13 protein-coding genes and 1 other RNA gene are annotated in these 15,821 nt (G+C 62.6%); 1 reads left to right on the forward strand and 13 read right to left on the reverse strand.

What is annotated here, in order from left to right; translation table 11 throughout:
• Positions 1–2 precede the first annotated feature (2 nt).
• From JET14_RS16240 to JET14_RS16300, 13 genes are all read right to left on the reverse strand, one after another.
• Positions 3–1,538 (reverse strand): xylulokinase, encoded by a 1,536-nt coding sequence (locus tag JET14_RS16240; RefSeq protein ID WP_200334840.1) that lies wholly within the window; start codon positions 1,536–1,538, stop codon positions 3–5.
• The gene (locus tag JET14_RS16245; RefSeq protein WP_200334841.1) at positions 1,531–2,916 is read right to left on the reverse strand and encodes an FAD-binding oxidoreductase; all 1,386 of its coding nucleotides are present in this window, start codon (positions 2,914–2,916) and stop codon (positions 1,531–1,533) included. Before JET14_RS16245 ends, JET14_RS16240 begins: the two co-directional genes overlap by 8 nt.
• 247 nt (positions 2,917–3,163) lie before the next feature.
• Positions 3,164–4,213: a LacI family DNA-binding transcriptional regulator gene (locus JET14_RS16250; RefSeq protein ID WP_246750351.1), complete on the reverse strand. Its 1,050-nt coding sequence runs from the start codon at positions 4,211–4,213 to the stop codon at positions 3,164–3,166.
• A gap of 141 nt (positions 4,214–4,354) precedes the next feature.
• Positions 4,355–5,890, reverse strand: a complete 1,536-nt coding sequence (locus JET14_RS16255) for a tripartite tricarboxylate transporter permease (RefSeq protein WP_246750352.1) — start codon at positions 5,888–5,890, stop codon at positions 4,355–4,357.
• 1 nt (position 5,891) lies between these two features.
• Positions 5,892–6,308: a tripartite tricarboxylate transporter TctB family protein gene (locus JET14_RS16260; protein ID WP_200334843.1), complete on the reverse strand. Its 417-nt coding sequence runs from the start codon at positions 6,306–6,308 to the stop codon at positions 5,892–5,894.
• Between the two features lie 262 nt (positions 6,309–6,570).
• On the reverse strand, positions 6,571–8,157 hold the full coding sequence (gene betC / locus JET14_RS16265) for a choline-sulfatase (protein ID WP_200334844.1): 1,587 nt from the start codon (positions 8,155–8,157) through the stop codon (positions 6,571–6,573).
• A gap of 197 nt (positions 8,158–8,354) precedes the next feature.
• Positions 8,355–9,332 (reverse strand): Bug family tripartite tricarboxylate transporter substrate binding protein, encoded by a 978-nt coding sequence (locus JET14_RS16270; protein ID WP_036236999.1) that lies wholly within the window; start codon positions 9,330–9,332, stop codon positions 8,355–8,357.
• Between the two features lie 378 nt (positions 9,333–9,710).
• A complete protein-coding gene (locus JET14_RS16275; RefSeq protein WP_200334846.1) occupies positions 9,711–10,427 on the reverse strand; it encodes an MgtC/SapB family protein in 717 nt (238 codons plus the stop codon).
• A 108-nt stretch (positions 10,428–10,535) separates the two neighbouring features.
• Positions 10,536–11,360 (reverse strand): TIGR00282 family metallophosphoesterase, encoded by an 825-nt coding sequence (locus JET14_RS16280; protein ID WP_200334848.1) that lies wholly within the window; start codon positions 11,358–11,360, stop codon positions 10,536–10,538.
• 130 nt (positions 11,361–11,490) lie between these two features.
• A complete protein-coding gene (locus tag JET14_RS16285; protein WP_200338135.1) occupies positions 11,491–12,051 on the reverse strand; it encodes a 5-formyltetrahydrofolate cyclo-ligase in 561 nt (186 codons plus the stop codon).
• A gap of 60 nt (positions 12,052–12,111) precedes the next feature.
• Positions 12,112–12,273: non-coding RNA, 6S RNA (gene ssrS / locus JET14_RS16290), on the reverse strand.
• Between the two features lie 105 nt (positions 12,274–12,378).
• Complete coding sequence (locus JET14_RS16295; RefSeq protein WP_200334849.1) at positions 12,379–12,744, reverse strand: cell division protein ZapA; 366 nt, start codon at positions 12,742–12,744, stop codon at positions 12,379–12,381.
• Between the two features lie 18 nt (positions 12,745–12,762).
• Complete coding sequence (locus JET14_RS16300) at positions 12,763–13,044, reverse strand: DUF4164 domain-containing protein (RefSeq protein WP_200334850.1); 282 nt, start codon at positions 13,042–13,044, stop codon at positions 12,763–12,765.
• Between the two features lie 562 nt (positions 13,045–13,606).
• Between JET14_RS16300 and tkt the strand changes: the two genes are divergently transcribed.
• A complete protein-coding gene (tkt, locus tag JET14_RS16305; RefSeq protein WP_200334851.1) occupies positions 13,607–15,589 on the forward strand; it encodes a transketolase in 1,983 nt (660 codons plus the stop codon).
• Positions 15,590–15,821 lie beyond the last annotated feature (232 nt).

The following is a 15,821-nucleotide window of genomic DNA, read 5'->3' on the forward strand; positions in this document are numbered from 1 at the left end:
CATCAGCCCGGGGCCAGGCCCCGGAGTTCGGCGAGTCTGTGGTTTATGGGGGCGAGCGCCTTCTGGATATCGCAATAGGTCCTGAAACCCTCGGCATAATAGGCTGCCCGTGAGGGTTCCGGCATGATCGTATCCCTGACGCCGATCACCTGCGCGGCGGAATAGGGGTCCGGGAAGACGCCGACGCCGATGCCCGCGATCAAAGCCGCGCCGAAAGACGCGTCGCCGTTGGCCGGCAACTCGATCCTGATGTTCAGCACATCCGCGACGATCTGCGACCACAGCCGGCTTTTCGCGCCCCCGCCGATAAGACGCGCGGCCTTCATGTTCAGGCCGAGCGCGCAAAAGGCGTTCAGGCAATCCCGCAGGGAATAGGCAACCCCTTCGTAAAGCGCGCGGACCAGAGCCCCGCGCGAATGGTTGAAGCCGAGACCGACAAAATCGGCCCTCAGGAGCGGGTCCCAATGCGGGCTGCGCTCGCCGTTGAGATAGGGGTGAAAAAAAAGACCCTCCGCGCCCGCCGGCACGCTGGCCGCTTCCCTGTCCAGATCGCCGAAGCCACTCCCCTCGCCCCCCGATCGCTGATCGGTCAAAATCCGCCGAAGCCAGTCATGGGCCGAGGCGCACGAATTGGTGCCGGCGATCGTATAATATGCCTCGGGGACGATATGCGGATAGTTGATCACGGTTGCCTCGGGCCGGGGGCGGCGCGACAGCAGGCTGACGGTCGCGGCGGTGGCAAGCTTGACGACGCCCAGCCCCTCCTCGAGCATTCCGGCGCCATACGTTTCCGCAGCGGTGTCGGAGGCCCCGCAAACAACGGGGGTTCCGGGCTTCAGGCCCGTGAGGGAGGCCGCCTGCACGGTCACGCATCCGCAAACGCTGAGCGTCGGCCGGATCGGGGGCAAGGTATGCAGCGGCCAGCCGATCATGTCGCAAAGCTCGGCGGACCAGGATTTTCCGTCCGCGGATGCCATCAACGTGCCCACGGCGTCGATCGGGTCCGTCTCCCATGTGCCCGTGAGATTCTTTCTCAGCCAGTCCTTCGCAAGGTATAGCCTGGAGAAGCGCGTGAACGCATCGGGCTCGTTGCGCTTCAGCCAGAGCATCTGCGGCAATGTCCAGGTCGGGTTCACGCTGTTTCCGGCGATGCGAAGAATATCCGCTCCGGCCTGCCGGCGAAGCTCCTCCGTCTCGGCCCCGGCGCGCTGGTCGTTCCAGAGAATGGCGGGGCGAATCACGTTGCCGCCGGCGTCTTCCAGCACCTGCGTGTGGGCGCCGGCGGTGATCGCGACACCGCCGATTTCCGCATTTCCGGCCTGGCCCACGATTTCCCGCGTGGTTCTGGCGAGAGCCTCCATCCATTCGCCCGGGGCCTGTTCGCTCCACCCTGGACGGGGCGACATTGTTCTGATCGGCGCGCTGCTTTCGGCAAGGACGGCGCCATCCAGCCCGATCAGGGTCGATTTCAGGGAGCCCGCACCGAGATCGATGCCCAGAAGGCCGAAAGCGGATGCGCCCGGGGAGCGGTCAGCCATGGGGCACACTCACGGCGCCGTCGGGCGCCTTCATGCCGACCTTCCCCGGATTCATAAGATTGTCGGGGTCGATCGCCGCCTTCAGCGACTGCAGCAGCTTCAGGCCTCCGCCGAGTTCGCGTTCCAGCCACGCATTGCGGAAGATGCCGACGCCGTGATGGTGCGAAATGGTTCCGCCATAGTCCAGCGCCAGCGTTTCGGCACACTCCCAGAGCCGTGCATGAATGCGCATTGCCTCGCCGGAAGGCATTGGCGGCAGGCGCATCGTCATGTATTGGCAGGCGCCCTCGGGATAGATGTGGGACCAGTGGGCGCCGAAATAGGTCGACGGATATATCTCCTTCACCTTCGCCCTGATCGCCTCGTACAATGACGGCAGGACGGACCATCTGGCGGCGATCTCTATCGTGTCGTTGTAATAGCCCTTGGCTTGCCAGACCTGGGAATAGACGAAGAAGCGGTTCTTCTTCCAATGACGGTAAGGCTCATTGTCGGCAATGATCGCGCCATGCCTCCTGGCGATGGCCAATGCCATTTCCTCCTCGGCGCCGGCCAGAGGCGCCTGTCCGCAAAAGGCATAGATCGCAAGAATCGGATGATCGTCGAAACCGGACAGGCCTTCCATCCGTTCGCTGCTCTCGGCCTCGTCGTAAATTCGGGCGATCTGCGGACGGATTTCCGTCTGCATGATCTCCCGGGCGCAATCAAGCGCCGCCGCCAGCGTCGGAAAAGCAAGGGTCACGCCGCTCTCGATCTCGGGTTTCCTGTAGATCCGCAGGGTAACGGTGTCGACAATTCCAAACCCTCCCTCCCCGCCGATCAGGATGTCCGCGACGGAGGGACCGGCCGCGCGCCGCGGCACCGGACGCACCACGAGAGGCGAACCATCGGGCATGACGGCGGAAAGGCCGATCACGATATCCTCGATCTTGCCGTAGCGGCTCGAGGCCTGACCGCCTCCCCGGCATGCGACCCAGCCACCGACGGTGGAAATTTCCATGGATTGCGGATAGTGGCCGCAGGTATAGCCCTTCTCGTTGAGTGCATGCTCAAACGCCGCACCGTTCATGCCGGCCTCGACCGTGACCATCGCATCCTCGGCATCGAAAGACAAAATCCGGTCGAGACGACGCAGATCAATCGTCATCTCCCGGCTTATCGGAATGGCTCCCCCAAGCACGCCGGAACCGTTCCCGAACGGGATGATCTGCACCTTGTTCTCGAAGGCGAATTTGACGATCTCCGCCAGTTCCGTCCGCGTGCCGGGCCTGACGACCAGGCGCGGCAGCACGCCGGCCAGCCGGCCCTCCCGCGCACAGAAATTGGCATATGGCAGACGGTCATGGGCGTAGTCCCGACGGGCCGCCTCGTCGGTCAAGACATGCTCCCTCCCGACGATTCGCGCCATCGCCGGGACAATTGCATCCCGTTCATCCCCGCCTAGATTCCTGCTCATAAATCCCCCCCTCCGCCGCCAGCTTCCTCTTGCCGACGGGCCAATATCCTCACGAACAATCGTTTGTTCAACGCGATACTAGCGACACCCCCCGCTGCTGTCAATCACATCCGGCCGCAAGGCGACAATTTCAGATTGTTTCGCGCACGAAAGCCCGAGGGCGTCGCCTTTACGTTGTCCGCGCGCCAGCCATCTTGCCGGACGAAAGCGCGCCGGATGCCGGTCCGGTTGATTTCCTCAGCTTGATGTCACCGGGAGGCAAAGGCGCAACGTCGGCCTGTTCGTCTCCGGAGAGACGCCTGATCAGCAGCGTCGCGGCAATGCGGCCAAGCTCGACCGTCGGCATCGGCACCGTGGTGAGTTCGGGGGTCAGCAACTCGGCAAAAACATCGTCATGCAGGGATATGACGGACACGTCTTCGGGAATCCGCTTGCCCGCGCCTTGCAGGACTTTCATGGCGCCGCCGGCCGAAACCAGCGTCGCGGCAAAGACGGCGGTCATATCCTGGTCGAGCAGCCGCCGCATCGCCTCCTTCCCGCCCTCCACGGTGTAGCCGGCTTCCGAAACCAGAGCGGGGTCGAATTCGATGCCCGCTTCTGCCAGCGCCTCCTTGTATCCTTCGATGCGCTGCCGCGCATTCATGCCGCCGGCGCGGCCGCTCAGATGGGCTATTCTCCTGTGGCCGAGCGCAATGAGATGCTGGACGGCGGACTTTGCGGCAGCGCAGCCGTCAAAGATAACGCTTGGCGATACGCCATCGAGCGACTTGTTCATCAGGACAACCGGCACATCCGCTTCAAGAAGCTCGGCCTTCAGTTTCGTGTCGTCTTCGAAGCTCGCGACCAACAGGCCGTCAACCCTGTTCATCTGCGACAGGTGGGATACGGATTTGCCGGCCCGGCCAAGCTCCCGGTGAGAAATAATCAGCGAATAGCCGTTCTGCGCACAGACCTCTTCCGCGCCATAGATCATCGCAGAAAACACCGGATTTTCGAGCTGGGGAACCACGAGCCCGATCGTCGAGCTCTTCGATGTTCTCAGTCCGCGCGCAAGCGCGTTTGGCCGGTATTTGAGCCGGGCGGCGGCATCAAGAACGCGTTTCTTGGTATCATCGCGGACGCGCTGGCTCTCGTCGCCGCGCAAGATCCTCGACACGGTCGAAACATCCACCTGTGCAAGCGTGGCAACATCACCCAGCGTAACCGATCTTTTTGCCACGTTTTCAAGCGCTCCCCTGCAGCAAGACTTACCCGGCAGTATGTTAGCCGAACCCGGAGAGCGAATTCCAGTATCCGCGATGAAACTTTGTCATTATCGCGGATCGCAGCCCAAAAAATGCGGCGACGCGCATCCTCCCCGTCATGCCGCTGTCTCCCCGCTCGTCCCTTTGCTGCGTTTGTGCACGATCTTTCTGCGCATGCGCGAATAGCCGCGCCAGACATTCAGCGCGAGAAACAGCAGGCAGATCAGAAGCACGACGCCGCTGATCGGGCGGTGCAGGAAGGTCATCGGGTCCCCGCGCGAAAGAAGCAGGCTGCGCCGCAGTTCCTCCTCCATCAGCGGCCCCAGAATGAAACCCAGCAACATCGGCGCCGGCTCGAAACGAAGCAGCGACAGCGCGTAGCCCAGGGCGCCGGCAGCGGCCAGGAGAAAGATGTCGCCGGTATTGCTGTTGACGCTGTAGGCGCCGAGGATCATGAACACGACGATCGCCGGGAACAAGAGGCTTTGGGGAATGCGCAGCAGGGCGACCCACATGCCGATAAGCGGCAGATTGAGGATAACGAGCAGAATGTTGCCGTTAATAAAGCTGGCGATCAGCCCCCAGAACAGGGCGGGCTGCTCGGAAAGCATCAGCGGCCCGGGCTGGACACCGTTGATGATCAGCGCGCCGAGAACCAGCGCCATGACCGGGTCTCCGGGAATTCCGAGCGACAGGGTCGGGATGAATGCCGTCTGCACTGCGGCGTTGTTGGCGGATTCCGGACCTGACAATCCTTCGATGGCCCCGTGACCGAACCGTTCCGGCGTGCGTGAAACCTTCTTTTCCAGCGCGTAGGCCATGAAGGAGGCGATCGTCGATCCGACGCCCGGCAGGGCTCCGAGAAAGCCGCCCAAGCCCGCGCCGCGCCCCATGGCCGGCAGCGACCGGCGCCAGTCCTGCTTCGTGGGCAGCATCGAGCGCAGCGAAACGCTTTGGACCTCCCGTCGCCCCTCTCGCCCGTGAACCCCGCCGATAATCTCGGCCAGGCCGAACACCCCCATCGCCAGCACGACAAGGCCAAAGCCTTCCATCAGCAGCGATATGCCAAAGCCGTAGCGGATGACGCCCGAGGTCACATCGGTGCCGATCGTGCCGAGCAACACGCCGAACGCCACCATGCACAGCCCCTTCAAAGCGCCGTTGATGGCCAGAGAACTGGCGGCCACCAGCCCGAGCAGCATGACGGCAAAATATTCCTGCGGCCCGAACATGAGGCCGAAGGACGAAATCACCGGCGTGAAGGCCGCGAGCAGAACGAGCCCCGACATCGCCCCGAAAAACGAGGCGATCGTGGTGATGAACAGGGCGACGCCGGCCCGCCCCTGCTTTGTCATCGGGTGACCGTCGAGACAGCTGACGACGGAAGACGGGGTGCCGGGCAGGTTGAGAAGAATGGATGCCGTCGAACCGCCATAGGCAGAGCCGTTATAAACGCCGGCGATCATCACGATTGCGTAAAGCGGCTCGAGATAGAAGGTCAGCGGCAGCAGAAGCGAGATCGTGGTCAGGGCGCCGATGCCGGGCAAGACCCCGATGAGCGTTCCGAGAAAGACGCCGACAAAGCAGTAAAGCAGCCCTGTCAGGCTGAAGGCCATATGAAAGCCAAGCGACAGATTGGAAAAGAGTTCCACCTCAGCCTCCATTGATGAGGAACGCCGGCCAGAGCGGGAGATAGACGCCGAGCCCTCCCACGAAAATGGCCATGCTGAAGAGCGTGATCGCAACACTTGCCAGGAGACGGCCAGCCAGGGTCAGGTTCCGGCTCATAAAGGTCAGCAGGAACAGGCACAGCAGCAATGTGAGCACCAGGCCCGCCCGGTCCAGCATCAGGCCGAACAGCACCACGACGCCGAGGACCAGCGCGGGCGGGAACAGGGCAGGCTTCAGCCCCTCGCCGCCGCGGATGACCGCCTGTATCGCGATCGCCGCCCCAAGCGCGGCCATCAGCCAGCCGACGATCACCGGAAAATAGCCGGGCCCCATTTGTCTGGCAGATCCGAAATCATAATGGCGGGCGTAAAGTGCGGCGAAGACGCCGATGCCCGCCATGAGAAGTCCGCCTATGAAATCAGCTTGATCCGGCCGCTGCATCATGTTCCTCCCGAGACATATTCCCCCCTGGCACGGCTTGCCTTGCGACGCATGCCTGTCTTCAGGCATCAGGCCGCCGGCACGGCCGCCTGATGCTCCTCTCGTTCAACCGGTGCGCTAGCGCATCGGCCCGAAAATCGGGTCTGATTTTCGGAAAGCACGATGCGTAGATAAAATAGGCTAGAGCGTCCTTTGTGCGTCCGAATGGACGCACGGCGCTCTAGCCCGTGATCTCGGCCTCCTCCGGGATATAACTGGCGAGCGGGAGCCTGGCCCTCGCCTTCGTGGGATCCTCGCCGTAAACCGGCCCGCCGCCGCGCACGAACCGCACATCGTCGTCCGGCCGGACCTTCCAGTTCCAGCTTACCGGCGCTCGTCGCGCCTTCGTGGCCGTATGGATCAAACGTCGGCGCTCCTGGCTGAGCAGCACGCGTTGTGCGATGACGTCCGGATCATACCCGCCGTGCTCCGAAAGCGATAACAGACGGGCAAGAATGTCCTCGGCGTCCTTGTCGGCGCTGCGGTCGCGCAGCTCCTCTGGGTCTTCCTCGATATTGAAGAGGAGATTGGCGAGGGTCCCGATCCGGATCAGTTTCCAGGCGCCCTCCTTCACCATCCTGACCGGCGCCGGAGAGCCGCCGGCATTGAAGTCGGAGATCACCAGATCGGGCCAGTTCGCATCGGCGCCGCTCTGCAGGAAACGGAGCAGGGAACGGCCGTCAAGGGTCTCCTCGCACGGCAGCGGCTCTTCATGTTTGCCGCGGGCAAAATCGATGAATGTCGGCAGAAGGTCCACAAGCGACACGTTCTGCCGGATCCGGCGCGGCGCAAAGCGTTCCGGCCACGACACAAACAACGGCACCCGCTCGGCATATTCGAACATGCACATCTTGAACCACATGCCGCGTTCGCCCAGCATCTCGCCGTGATCCGAGGTGAAGACGATGACCGTGTCGTCGCCGAAGCCGGCGTCTTCAAGCGTGTCGAGCAGCCTTCCGATGCGCTCGTCGATCCAGGTGACCATGCCGTAATAAGCCCGCCTGGCGGCGATCACATTCTCCTCGGCAACGGGCATCTCATGGCGGCGATGATTGTAGTAGAGTTGCAGGCTCAACGGATCCATCCTGTCCGGGTCGATCGGCCCGACGCGCGGAAGATCGATCTCCGCATCCTCATACATGTCCCAGTATGGTTGCGGCGCATCGAAAGGCGGATGGGGATGGGTGTATGAAACGGTCAGGAAGAAGGGACGCTTGTCCTTCCGGTCACGCGCCTTGTCCCAGATATACTGCTCGGCCAGCAGTTGAACCTCTTCGTCATAATCGATCTGAAGATTGCGCTTGCATGGTCCGGCATCAAGTATGGGACGCATGCTCACGCCGGCAATGTTGGGCGCCGTCCTGGGCATTTTCGCATTGGCGGTCCAGCTGAAATCCGAGGGATAGATGTCCGTGGTAAGCCGATTTTCATAGCCATGCAGCTGGTCCGGGCCGATGAAATGCATCTTGCCGACAAGCGTCGTGTCATAGCCGAGATTGCCGAGAAAATGCGGAATGCAGGGGACATCGCAACCGAGCGGCGTGGAATTGTCCCAGGCCTCGATCGCGGGCGCAAGGCGTCCCGACATCATGGAGGCGCGGCTCGGGCAGCATATGGGCGAGTTTGCGTAGGCCGCGTCGAAGACCACGCTGCGCTCGGCCAGGCGGGTCAGGTTCGGGGCCTTGACGACCTTGTGGCCGTATGTCGGCAGGATATCGGCCGTCAGTTCATCGACGACGACAAATAGGATATTCGGAGCTTCGCTCATGGTGTCACAACCTGTCTGAAACCGTGGATGGGGCCCGCCGCCGGATTTCGGCCGCAGGGTCTGGGATCATCAGGCGGATAAGACGAACCGCCTGATGATCCGGCTTTGCCCTTCGGCGCGTCCGGCAATCGGAGAACAGCGACGTTCATCCGCCGACGCGCCCGGACGCGGATGACGGTCATCCGCCTGCGCGCGGGTTACTTGAGGCCTGCGGCCTTGATGATCGGCGCCCATTTTGTGGTTTCGGTCGCGATCATCTCACCGAAGCCCTCAGCCGTGGTCGGCCATATCGCCATACCCTGCCGGGTAAGCGTGGCGACAACGTTCTCATCGGTCAGGGCGATCTGGGCCGCGGCATTCAACCGCTCGACAATCTCCCCCGGCGTTCCGGCGGGAACGACCAGGCCGAAGAACGTCAATGCCTCGAAATCCTTCACGCCGGCCTCGGAGAAGGTCGGCACGCCCGGCGCGAACGCGGATTCCTTCATCTGTCCGATGGCCAGCCCGACGACCTCGCCGGCCTTCAGCGGCTCCACCTCGCTGGGCAGAATATTCATCATCAGCGGCACGTGACCGCCCATCAGTGCGGTCTGGGCCGGCGCGCCCCCGTTGAACGGAATATGGATCAGGTCGATACCCGCCTGCGCCTCGAGCAACTCGATGGCGAGATGACTGGGCGTTCCGATGCCGTAGGACGCGACCGGGATGACGCCCGGATCCGCCTTGGCAGCCTCGATCACCTCCCCGAGCGTCGTGAAACCGGACTCTTTCGAGGAGACAAGGATGACGGGATTGGCGCTGAGCAGGGATACCGGCTCGAAATCGGCAATCGGGTCGTAGCCGACATTATCCAGAATGATCGGATTGGTGATCAGATTGGCCGCCACCGCCACAAGCACCGTATATCCGTCCGGCGCCGCTTCCGCGACGCTTTTCGCCGCGATGGTCGCGCCCCCGCCCGCCTTGTTGACGACGACGATGTTCTGGCCGACATCCCTTGCCATCGCCTCCGCGATGACGCGAACGGCAACATCGGTCGCTCCGCCTGCCGCGTAGGGAACCACGAATGTGATCGGGCGGGTCGGATAGTCGCTCTGCGCCAGCGCGCCGCCTCCCGCCAAGGCCATAGCGGCCGCCGCGAGACAGCCGACAAGCTTGCTTGTCCATTTCAACATTGTTTTCCTCCCTTTTTCAAACGCGTCAAGCCGGGTCACCGTCAACGGAGACCCTGCCGCATGCTCGAAACCGGCAATCCGATTCCCCTCCAGAGCTGTTATTACGGCCTAGACAATCGTTTGTTCAATGTTGAAAACAGGCTTTTCCATTTGTCAAGCGCGAGGCCTGCCGGGCAAAGCTCCCGCCTGTCGTCGGTCGATCTCCACAACGCCGTCTCGCGCGGCGCGCCTTGTCGAAACCGCTGCGACGCAGACGTCGGCCTTCGCTGGCACAGGCCGGACGGAAGGGCAAGAATGCCACAATGCCGCGATCATGTCAGAAAAAACACGCCTTGGATGCAATCATCGCTCGCGCGCGTTTTGTCGCGCCGAAGCCGCTCAGTCGGCCGCCTCGTTCTCCCAATAGGCGTTGGCAACGCCCGGCCATCTGACCATGCCGGCGACAAGCGTATCAATCTCGGAGTGGATGACGGCGGTGCGCACAAGGGTGGCGCCGATCTCGACCAGACCATCCTCGCGCTCCTCGATCTCGATGTCGCGCACCGGATAGCGCGCGCGGTCGAGTTCCTCGAAGAGCTGGCGGCGCACGGCGGAGATCCTGTCCTGGCTGGTGACGACGCGCACGACGAACATGGCTTCGCCGGCGTTCGGGTTGAGCGGCAGGCGGTTGATGCGGTCGGCGACCGGGTGAAGCAGGGTATTGGCGGCGAGCACCACGATCGTAACGAGCACCGCTTCCGCCAGCATGTCGGAGCCCGCACAGGCGCCGGCGGCGGCCGAGCACCAGAGCGTAGCGGCCGTGTTGAGACCGCGCACATTATAGCCCTCCTTCATGATCACGCCGGCGCCGAGAAAGCCGATGCCGGAGACCACGTAGGAGATGACGCGAACCGCCTCGACATCTCCCGCCACCCGCTGGCCGAGATCGACGAAGGCCGCCGCACCGATGGCGACCAGCGCATTGGTGCGCACGCCGGCGCTGCGCTGGCGATACTGCCGTTCCGCGCCGATCGCCGTGCCGCAGATGAAGCCGATGATCAGGCTGAGCGCGCTGTCGAGGATCGGAAAAAGCTGAAACGTATTGAGGAAGTTCATGCCGTGCTGGTCCCGCTTTCGTCCTGCCGGCGACTGTCAGGCAGGCTGTCGCCCCGGCGAAAGCGCTTTATTCAGTACGAATATGACATGCGCATTATGCCGCGGGTGCTAAAGCCAGAAGTCCGGAACGGTTTCGGAAAGCCTCGGGCCGAGGCGAAGCGGCGCAATCTTCTCGGCGAGGCCGGTCCTGTCAGAAATGTCGACCCCGACGCCGCAGATGGTCGCCGGGCCGGTCGCCGCCTCGAAGCGGGACTTGTTCATCTTGGAGACAAACCGGGAAAGCGGTTCCTCCTTGTCCATGCCGAGCGAGGAATCGTAATCGCCGCACATGCCCGCATCCGACATATAGGCGGTTCCGCCGTTGAGGATCTGGCAGTCGGCGGTCGGCACATGGGTGTGGGTGCCGACAACGAGACTGGCGCGACCATCGACGAAATGGCCGAAAGCTTGCTTCTCGCTGGTGGCTTCGGCGTGGAAATCGAAGACGATGGCGTCCACCTGGTCCTTGAGCTGGCAGGCGCCGAGAATGTCCTCGCCCGCCTTGAAGGGGTCATCAAGCTCGGGATGCATGAACACGCGGCCCATGATGTTGGCGACGAGCACGCGCGCGCCGTTGCGGGCGTAATGGATGCTCGAGCCCCTGCCCGGCGTTCCGGCCGGATAGTTCGCGGGCCTCAGGAACTGCTCGTGCCGGTCGGCGAAGATGATCGCGTCCTTCTGGTCCCAGACGTGGTTGCCGGTGGTGACCACATCGGCGCCGGCATTGATGGTTTCCTGGAAGATGGTCTCGGTGATGCCGAAGCCGCCGGCGGCATTCTCGCCGTTGACGATCACGAAATCGAGCCTCAGATCGCTGATGAGGCCCGGCAGGCGGTCCCACACCGCCTTGCGCCCCGTCTTGCCGACCATGTCCCCGAGAAAAAGCAAACGCATGAAAAATCCAATCTGTCCCGTACGGCGCATGCCGGAACCCTCGGCGCTCCGGCACTCGTGCAGACAGGCTCTAACGCCCCAAGGCTTTCATGCAAATGGTTTTTGTCGAAAACACGCCGGAAAGGACGGTTCAGGCCCGGTTTTCCGTCCGCCGGAAACCGCTTTCGGTGATGATCGCGTCGAGCGGCACATCATGGGGTTCGGCGGGAACAGCAGGGACTTCCTGAAGATCGAAGGCGATGCCGACGAGAAGCGGTCTTCTGCCGCGCCCGGCAAGGCGCGCAATCGCCCGGTCGTAATGGCCGGCGCCATAGCCGATGCGGTTGCCGGTCTCGTCAAAGACGGAAAGCGGCACCAGCAGGATATCGGGATCGACTTCGGCTGCCTGCTCGCCCGGCGCGCGGGTGCCGAAGCCGCCGGCAACGAGCGCCTCGCCCGAACGAAAGCTGCGAAAGACGATGGTCTCGCGATCGATCACGGCGGGAAGCGCCAGCGCCGCGCCGGCCTTTTCCAGCAACGCCATGAGCAGGCCGACATCGACCTCGGAGCGGATGGGGTGATAACCGGCGACGCGTTTTCCGGAAATCTCGGGAGCAAGCGCCTCAGCACCGTGCGTGGCGATCGCCAGGCTTTTCGCGCGGCGCTCTTCCGCCGTCAGCGCATCCCGGCGTCTGAGGCTGCGGTTGCGCATGTCCGGCTTGCTGTCTGGCACGTCGTTCACACGCATGTCCTGCCTGCGTCACATAAAAACAGTCGGTCCACGGCGACCGATGGAATCGGTTGGATCCTGGGCGCCTACAGAAGTAGGTGGGCGCCATATAACCAAGCCCACGAGCGAGGTCAGGGACAGCTCCCTTAGGATCGAGTAAGGCCCCGGGGATTCGTTGATTCCTGTCGAGAAGCGCAGACCGTACCCCTTATATAAGGCTCTGGCCTTCCGCCTGCCAGAGGGAAAAGAAGCCGCAGCCATGATTTTTCCGAAGTCGCCGGAAGCGTCGCCGGACCTCCGGAGAACCGGCTATTTGTCGGCGCCAGAAACCTTTCGGGAAAGGCCCGTCAGTCGATCGGCGAGATTTTCGAGCACGGCCGCCATCTCGTCGTCATGGGCGGCGCGGGCGCTGTCCGCGGACCCCGCCTTGGCCCGCAGGTCCTCAAGCTCGGCTGCATTGGCATCGACGAGGGCTTGCAGGTCGTGCAACTCGTCCATGATCATGATGCCCGCCATCACCGTCAGCCGCAGGTCGCCGATCTCGCCGAACTGGCCGCGCAGATTGCCGATATAGGAATCGAACCGGGCGGCGAGATCGACCAGGTGGTCCTCCTGCCCCGCCTCGCAGGCCATGCGATAGGCCTTGCCATCAATATTGACGGTGACTTGCGCCATCTCTTCCTCTTTTCCGGCCTATCTTTCGTGGTCGAGAACGGAGCGGATCGTCTCCATGGCCGTGACCAGCCTGCGGGAGACTTCGCGGTTGACTTCCTCCAGCCGGTTTGCCCGAAACTGCGCCTGGTCCAGTTCGCGCGCAAGACCTGCGCGGTCCTCATGCACGATCCGCACCTCGTTTTCGAGGTCTTCACGGTTCTGGAGCTTTTCCGTGCGGGCGTCGACGGCGCTCTCCAGGCCCGAAAGCGCCTTCTCAAGCGCTTCAAGCGCGTTTTGCAGCCGCTTTGTTTCCGCCACCATTGCCTTTCCTCTAAAAAGAGAGACGCGCATAGCATGAACACCCCGAAAGACCGCCACCACAGGGTGAAAATACGGCCTTCCGAATCGCCAAGATGCCCGAAATTTCATCGTGATCTTAGGGAGAGTTAACAGCCGAGGTCAACTGAGGTCCATGATTGTCAAGTGGAAACTTGACGCAGGGCCGACCGCTCGCAAAGGCCGCTGGCCTTAATGGCGAAAGGGACGCATTTGTGAGCGCGCGACAGGCCGAGGATTTGTCATAAAACAATGAAACAGGGACAGAACTCGTTTATCAATCGATTTAGAAGCGCGAAACCGGCTGAACGGAGGCAAGTCATGCACCATATTGCAGCGAGGCTGGTTAAGCTGTGGCAGGCCAAAATGAAATGGTGTAGTGTCCTCGCGTTTTCGGGCTCGAGGTCCAGCGAGGCGCTTTCGGATTTGCCGCCTTGATTGCTTCGGGCAACACTGTAGTTTAGCCGGCAGCACTGCCGACCGGCCGGATGGCCGGGCTCCCAATGATCAACGCAATCTCTCAAGAATCAAGAAAAGCGAAGAACACATGACTTCTCTTGAAAAACACAACCGGATGGCCAACGCGATCCGTTTCCTCTCCATGGACGCCGTGCAGAAGGCCAATTCGGGACATCCCGGATTGCCGATGGGCGCGGCCGATGTCGCGACGGTGCTGTTCACCAAGTTCATGCGGTTCGATCCCAAGAACCCGAACTGGCCGAACCGCGACCGCTTCGTGCTGTCTGCGGGCCATGGGTCCATGCTGCTCTACTCGCTGCTCTATCTCCTCGGCTATGAGGACATGACGCTCGAGGACCTGAAGAATTTCCGTCAGCTCGGCTCCAAGACCGCCGGCCACCCGGAATATGGCCACGCCTCCGGGATCGAGACGACCACCGGCCCGCTCGGCCAGGGCATTGCCAATGCCGTCGGCATGGCGATTGCGGAACGGAAGCTTGCCGACGAGTTCGGCGACGCGCTGATGGATCACTACACCTATGCGCTGTGTGGTGACGGTTGCCTGATGGAAGGCATCAGCCAGGAAGCGATCACGCTTGCCGGCCACCTGAAGCTTTCCAAGCTGATCCTCTTCTGGGACAACAACTCGATCACCATCGACGGCGCCGTATCGCTCGCCGATTCGACCGACCAGCACGCTCGCTTCCGCGCGGCCAACTGGCACACGATTGACATCGACGGCCACAATCCGGACGAGGTTGCCGCGGCAATCGAGGAAGCCCAGAAATCCGACAAGCCGACCATGATCGCCTGCAAGACGACCATCGGTTACGGCGCGCCGAAAAAGGCCGGCACAAACAAGGCCCACGGCTCCCCGCTCGGCGACGACGAGATCGCCGAAACCCGCAAGGCGCTCGGCTGGGAATACGCTCCCTTCGAACTGCCGGAAGACATTCTCGACGCATGGCGCGTCGCCGGCCTGCGCTCGACCAAGTCGCGCGTGGAATGGGAAGAGCGGCTCGAGGGCACCAAGGCCGAGATCAAGGCCGAGTTCAACCGCCGCTTCTCCGGCGCGCTGCCCGGCTCCTTCGACCGTACGGTGCAGAAATACAAGCAGAAGCTGGCCGACGAAAAGCCGACGCTTGCCTCGCGCAAATCCTCGCAGAATGCGCTGGAAGTCATCAACGGCGCGATCCCGGAAACGATCGGCGGCTCCGCCGACCTGACCGGCTCGAACAACACCAACACCAGCCAGACGCCGTCGATCACGCCCGACGACTTCTCCGGTCGCTTCATTCACTGGGGCATCCGCGAGCATGCCATGGCGGCTGCCATGAACGGCATCGCGCTCCATGGCGGGCTGATCCCCTATTCCGGCGGCTTCCTGATCTTCTCGGACTATTGCCGCACTTCGGTGCGTCTTGCCGCTTTGATGGGCATCCGCGTCATCCACGTGTGGACGCATGATTCGATCGGCGTCGGCGAAGACGGCCCGACCCATGAACCGGTCGAGCAGATGGCGTCGCTGCGTGCGATCCCGAACTTGCTGATGTTCCGCCCGGCGGACGCCATGGAAACCGCGGAATGCTGGCAGCTCGCGCTGGAAAGCCAGCACGCGCCGTCCGGCATCGCGCTCACCCGCCAGAACCTGCCGGCCGTGCGTCTCGATTATTCCGAGAAGAATCTCTGCGCCACGGGCGCCTATGATCTGATCCCGGCCAATGAAGCCGAAGTCACCATCTTCGCCTCCGGTTCGGAAGTCGGTCTCGCCGTCGAAGCCCAGAAGGTTCTTGACGGCAAGGGCATTGCCACCCGCGTCGTTTCCGTGCCCTGCATGGAACTGTTCTTCGAACAGCCGGAAGACTACCAGAAGGCCATCATCGGCAATTCGCCGATCAAGGTCGGCGTCGAAGCCGCGATCCGCATGGGCTGGGACGCCTTCATCGGCACAGACGGCATCTTCATCGGCATGGACGGCTACGGCGCCTCCGGAAAGGGCTCTGACCTCTTCAAGCACTTCGGCATCACCGCCGAGGCGATTGTCGAGGCGGTCGAAAAGAAGCGCGCATAAGCGACTTCAAAGGATTGAATTGCACAGCCCGGCCCAAACCGGGCTGTGTCTTGCCGAAAATGACGTCATCCTGCCTGTTTAAGGCTGATTTTCCGGCAAAAAACGCTTATATCGGGGCAGCCGGCTTGCCGGCGCGCGATGGCCGTTTTCGTTCCGGCGGTCTCAGGAGAGAACGCCCGCCCCTCGGGGCGCCATCCGGCGGCTTTGAGCTTTGTAAAATATATCTACTCGC

Origin of the sequence: Martelella lutilitoris (assembly GCF_016598595.1) — a bacterium.
GTDB lineage: Bacteria > Pseudomonadota > Alphaproteobacteria > Rhizobiales > Rhizobiaceae > Martelella > Martelella lutilitoris_A.

Coding starts and splice junctions, on each gene's coding strand:
- tkt (WP_200334851.1), top strand. CDS start 13,607: ATGACTTCTCTTGAAAAACACAACCGGATGGCCAACGCGATCCGTTTC.
- JET14_RS16260 (WP_200334843.1), bottom strand. CDS start 6,308: ATGGCGGGCATCGGCGTCTTCGCCGCACTTTACGCCCGCCATTATGAT.
- JET14_RS16240 (WP_200334840.1), bottom strand. CDS start 1,538: ATGGCTGACCGCTCCCCGGGCGCATCCGCTTTCGGCCTTCTGGGCATC.
- betC (WP_200334844.1), bottom strand. CDS start 8,157: ATGAGCGAAGCTCCGAATATCCTATTTGTCGTCGTCGATGAACTGACG.
- JET14_RS16295 (WP_200334849.1), bottom strand. CDS start 12,744: ATGGCGCAAGTCACCGTCAATATTGATGGCAAGGCCTATCGCATGGCC.
- JET14_RS16300 (WP_200334850.1), bottom strand. CDS start 13,044: ATGGTGGCGGAAACAAAGCGGCTGCAAAACGCGCTTGAAGCGCTTGAG.
- JET14_RS16270 (WP_036236999.1), bottom strand. CDS start 9,332: ATGTTGAAATGGACAAGCAAGCTTGTCGGCTGTCTCGCGGCGGCCGCT.
- JET14_RS16275 (WP_200334846.1), bottom strand. CDS start 10,427: ATGAACTTCCTCAATACGTTTCAGCTTTTTCCGATCCTCGACAGCGCG.
- JET14_RS16280 (WP_200334848.1), bottom strand. CDS start 11,360: ATGCGTTTGCTTTTTCTCGGGGACATGGTCGGCAAGACGGGGCGCAAG.
- JET14_RS16285 (WP_200338135.1), bottom strand. CDS start 12,051: ATGCGCAACCGCAGCCTCAGACGCCGGGATGCGCTGACGGCGGAAGAG.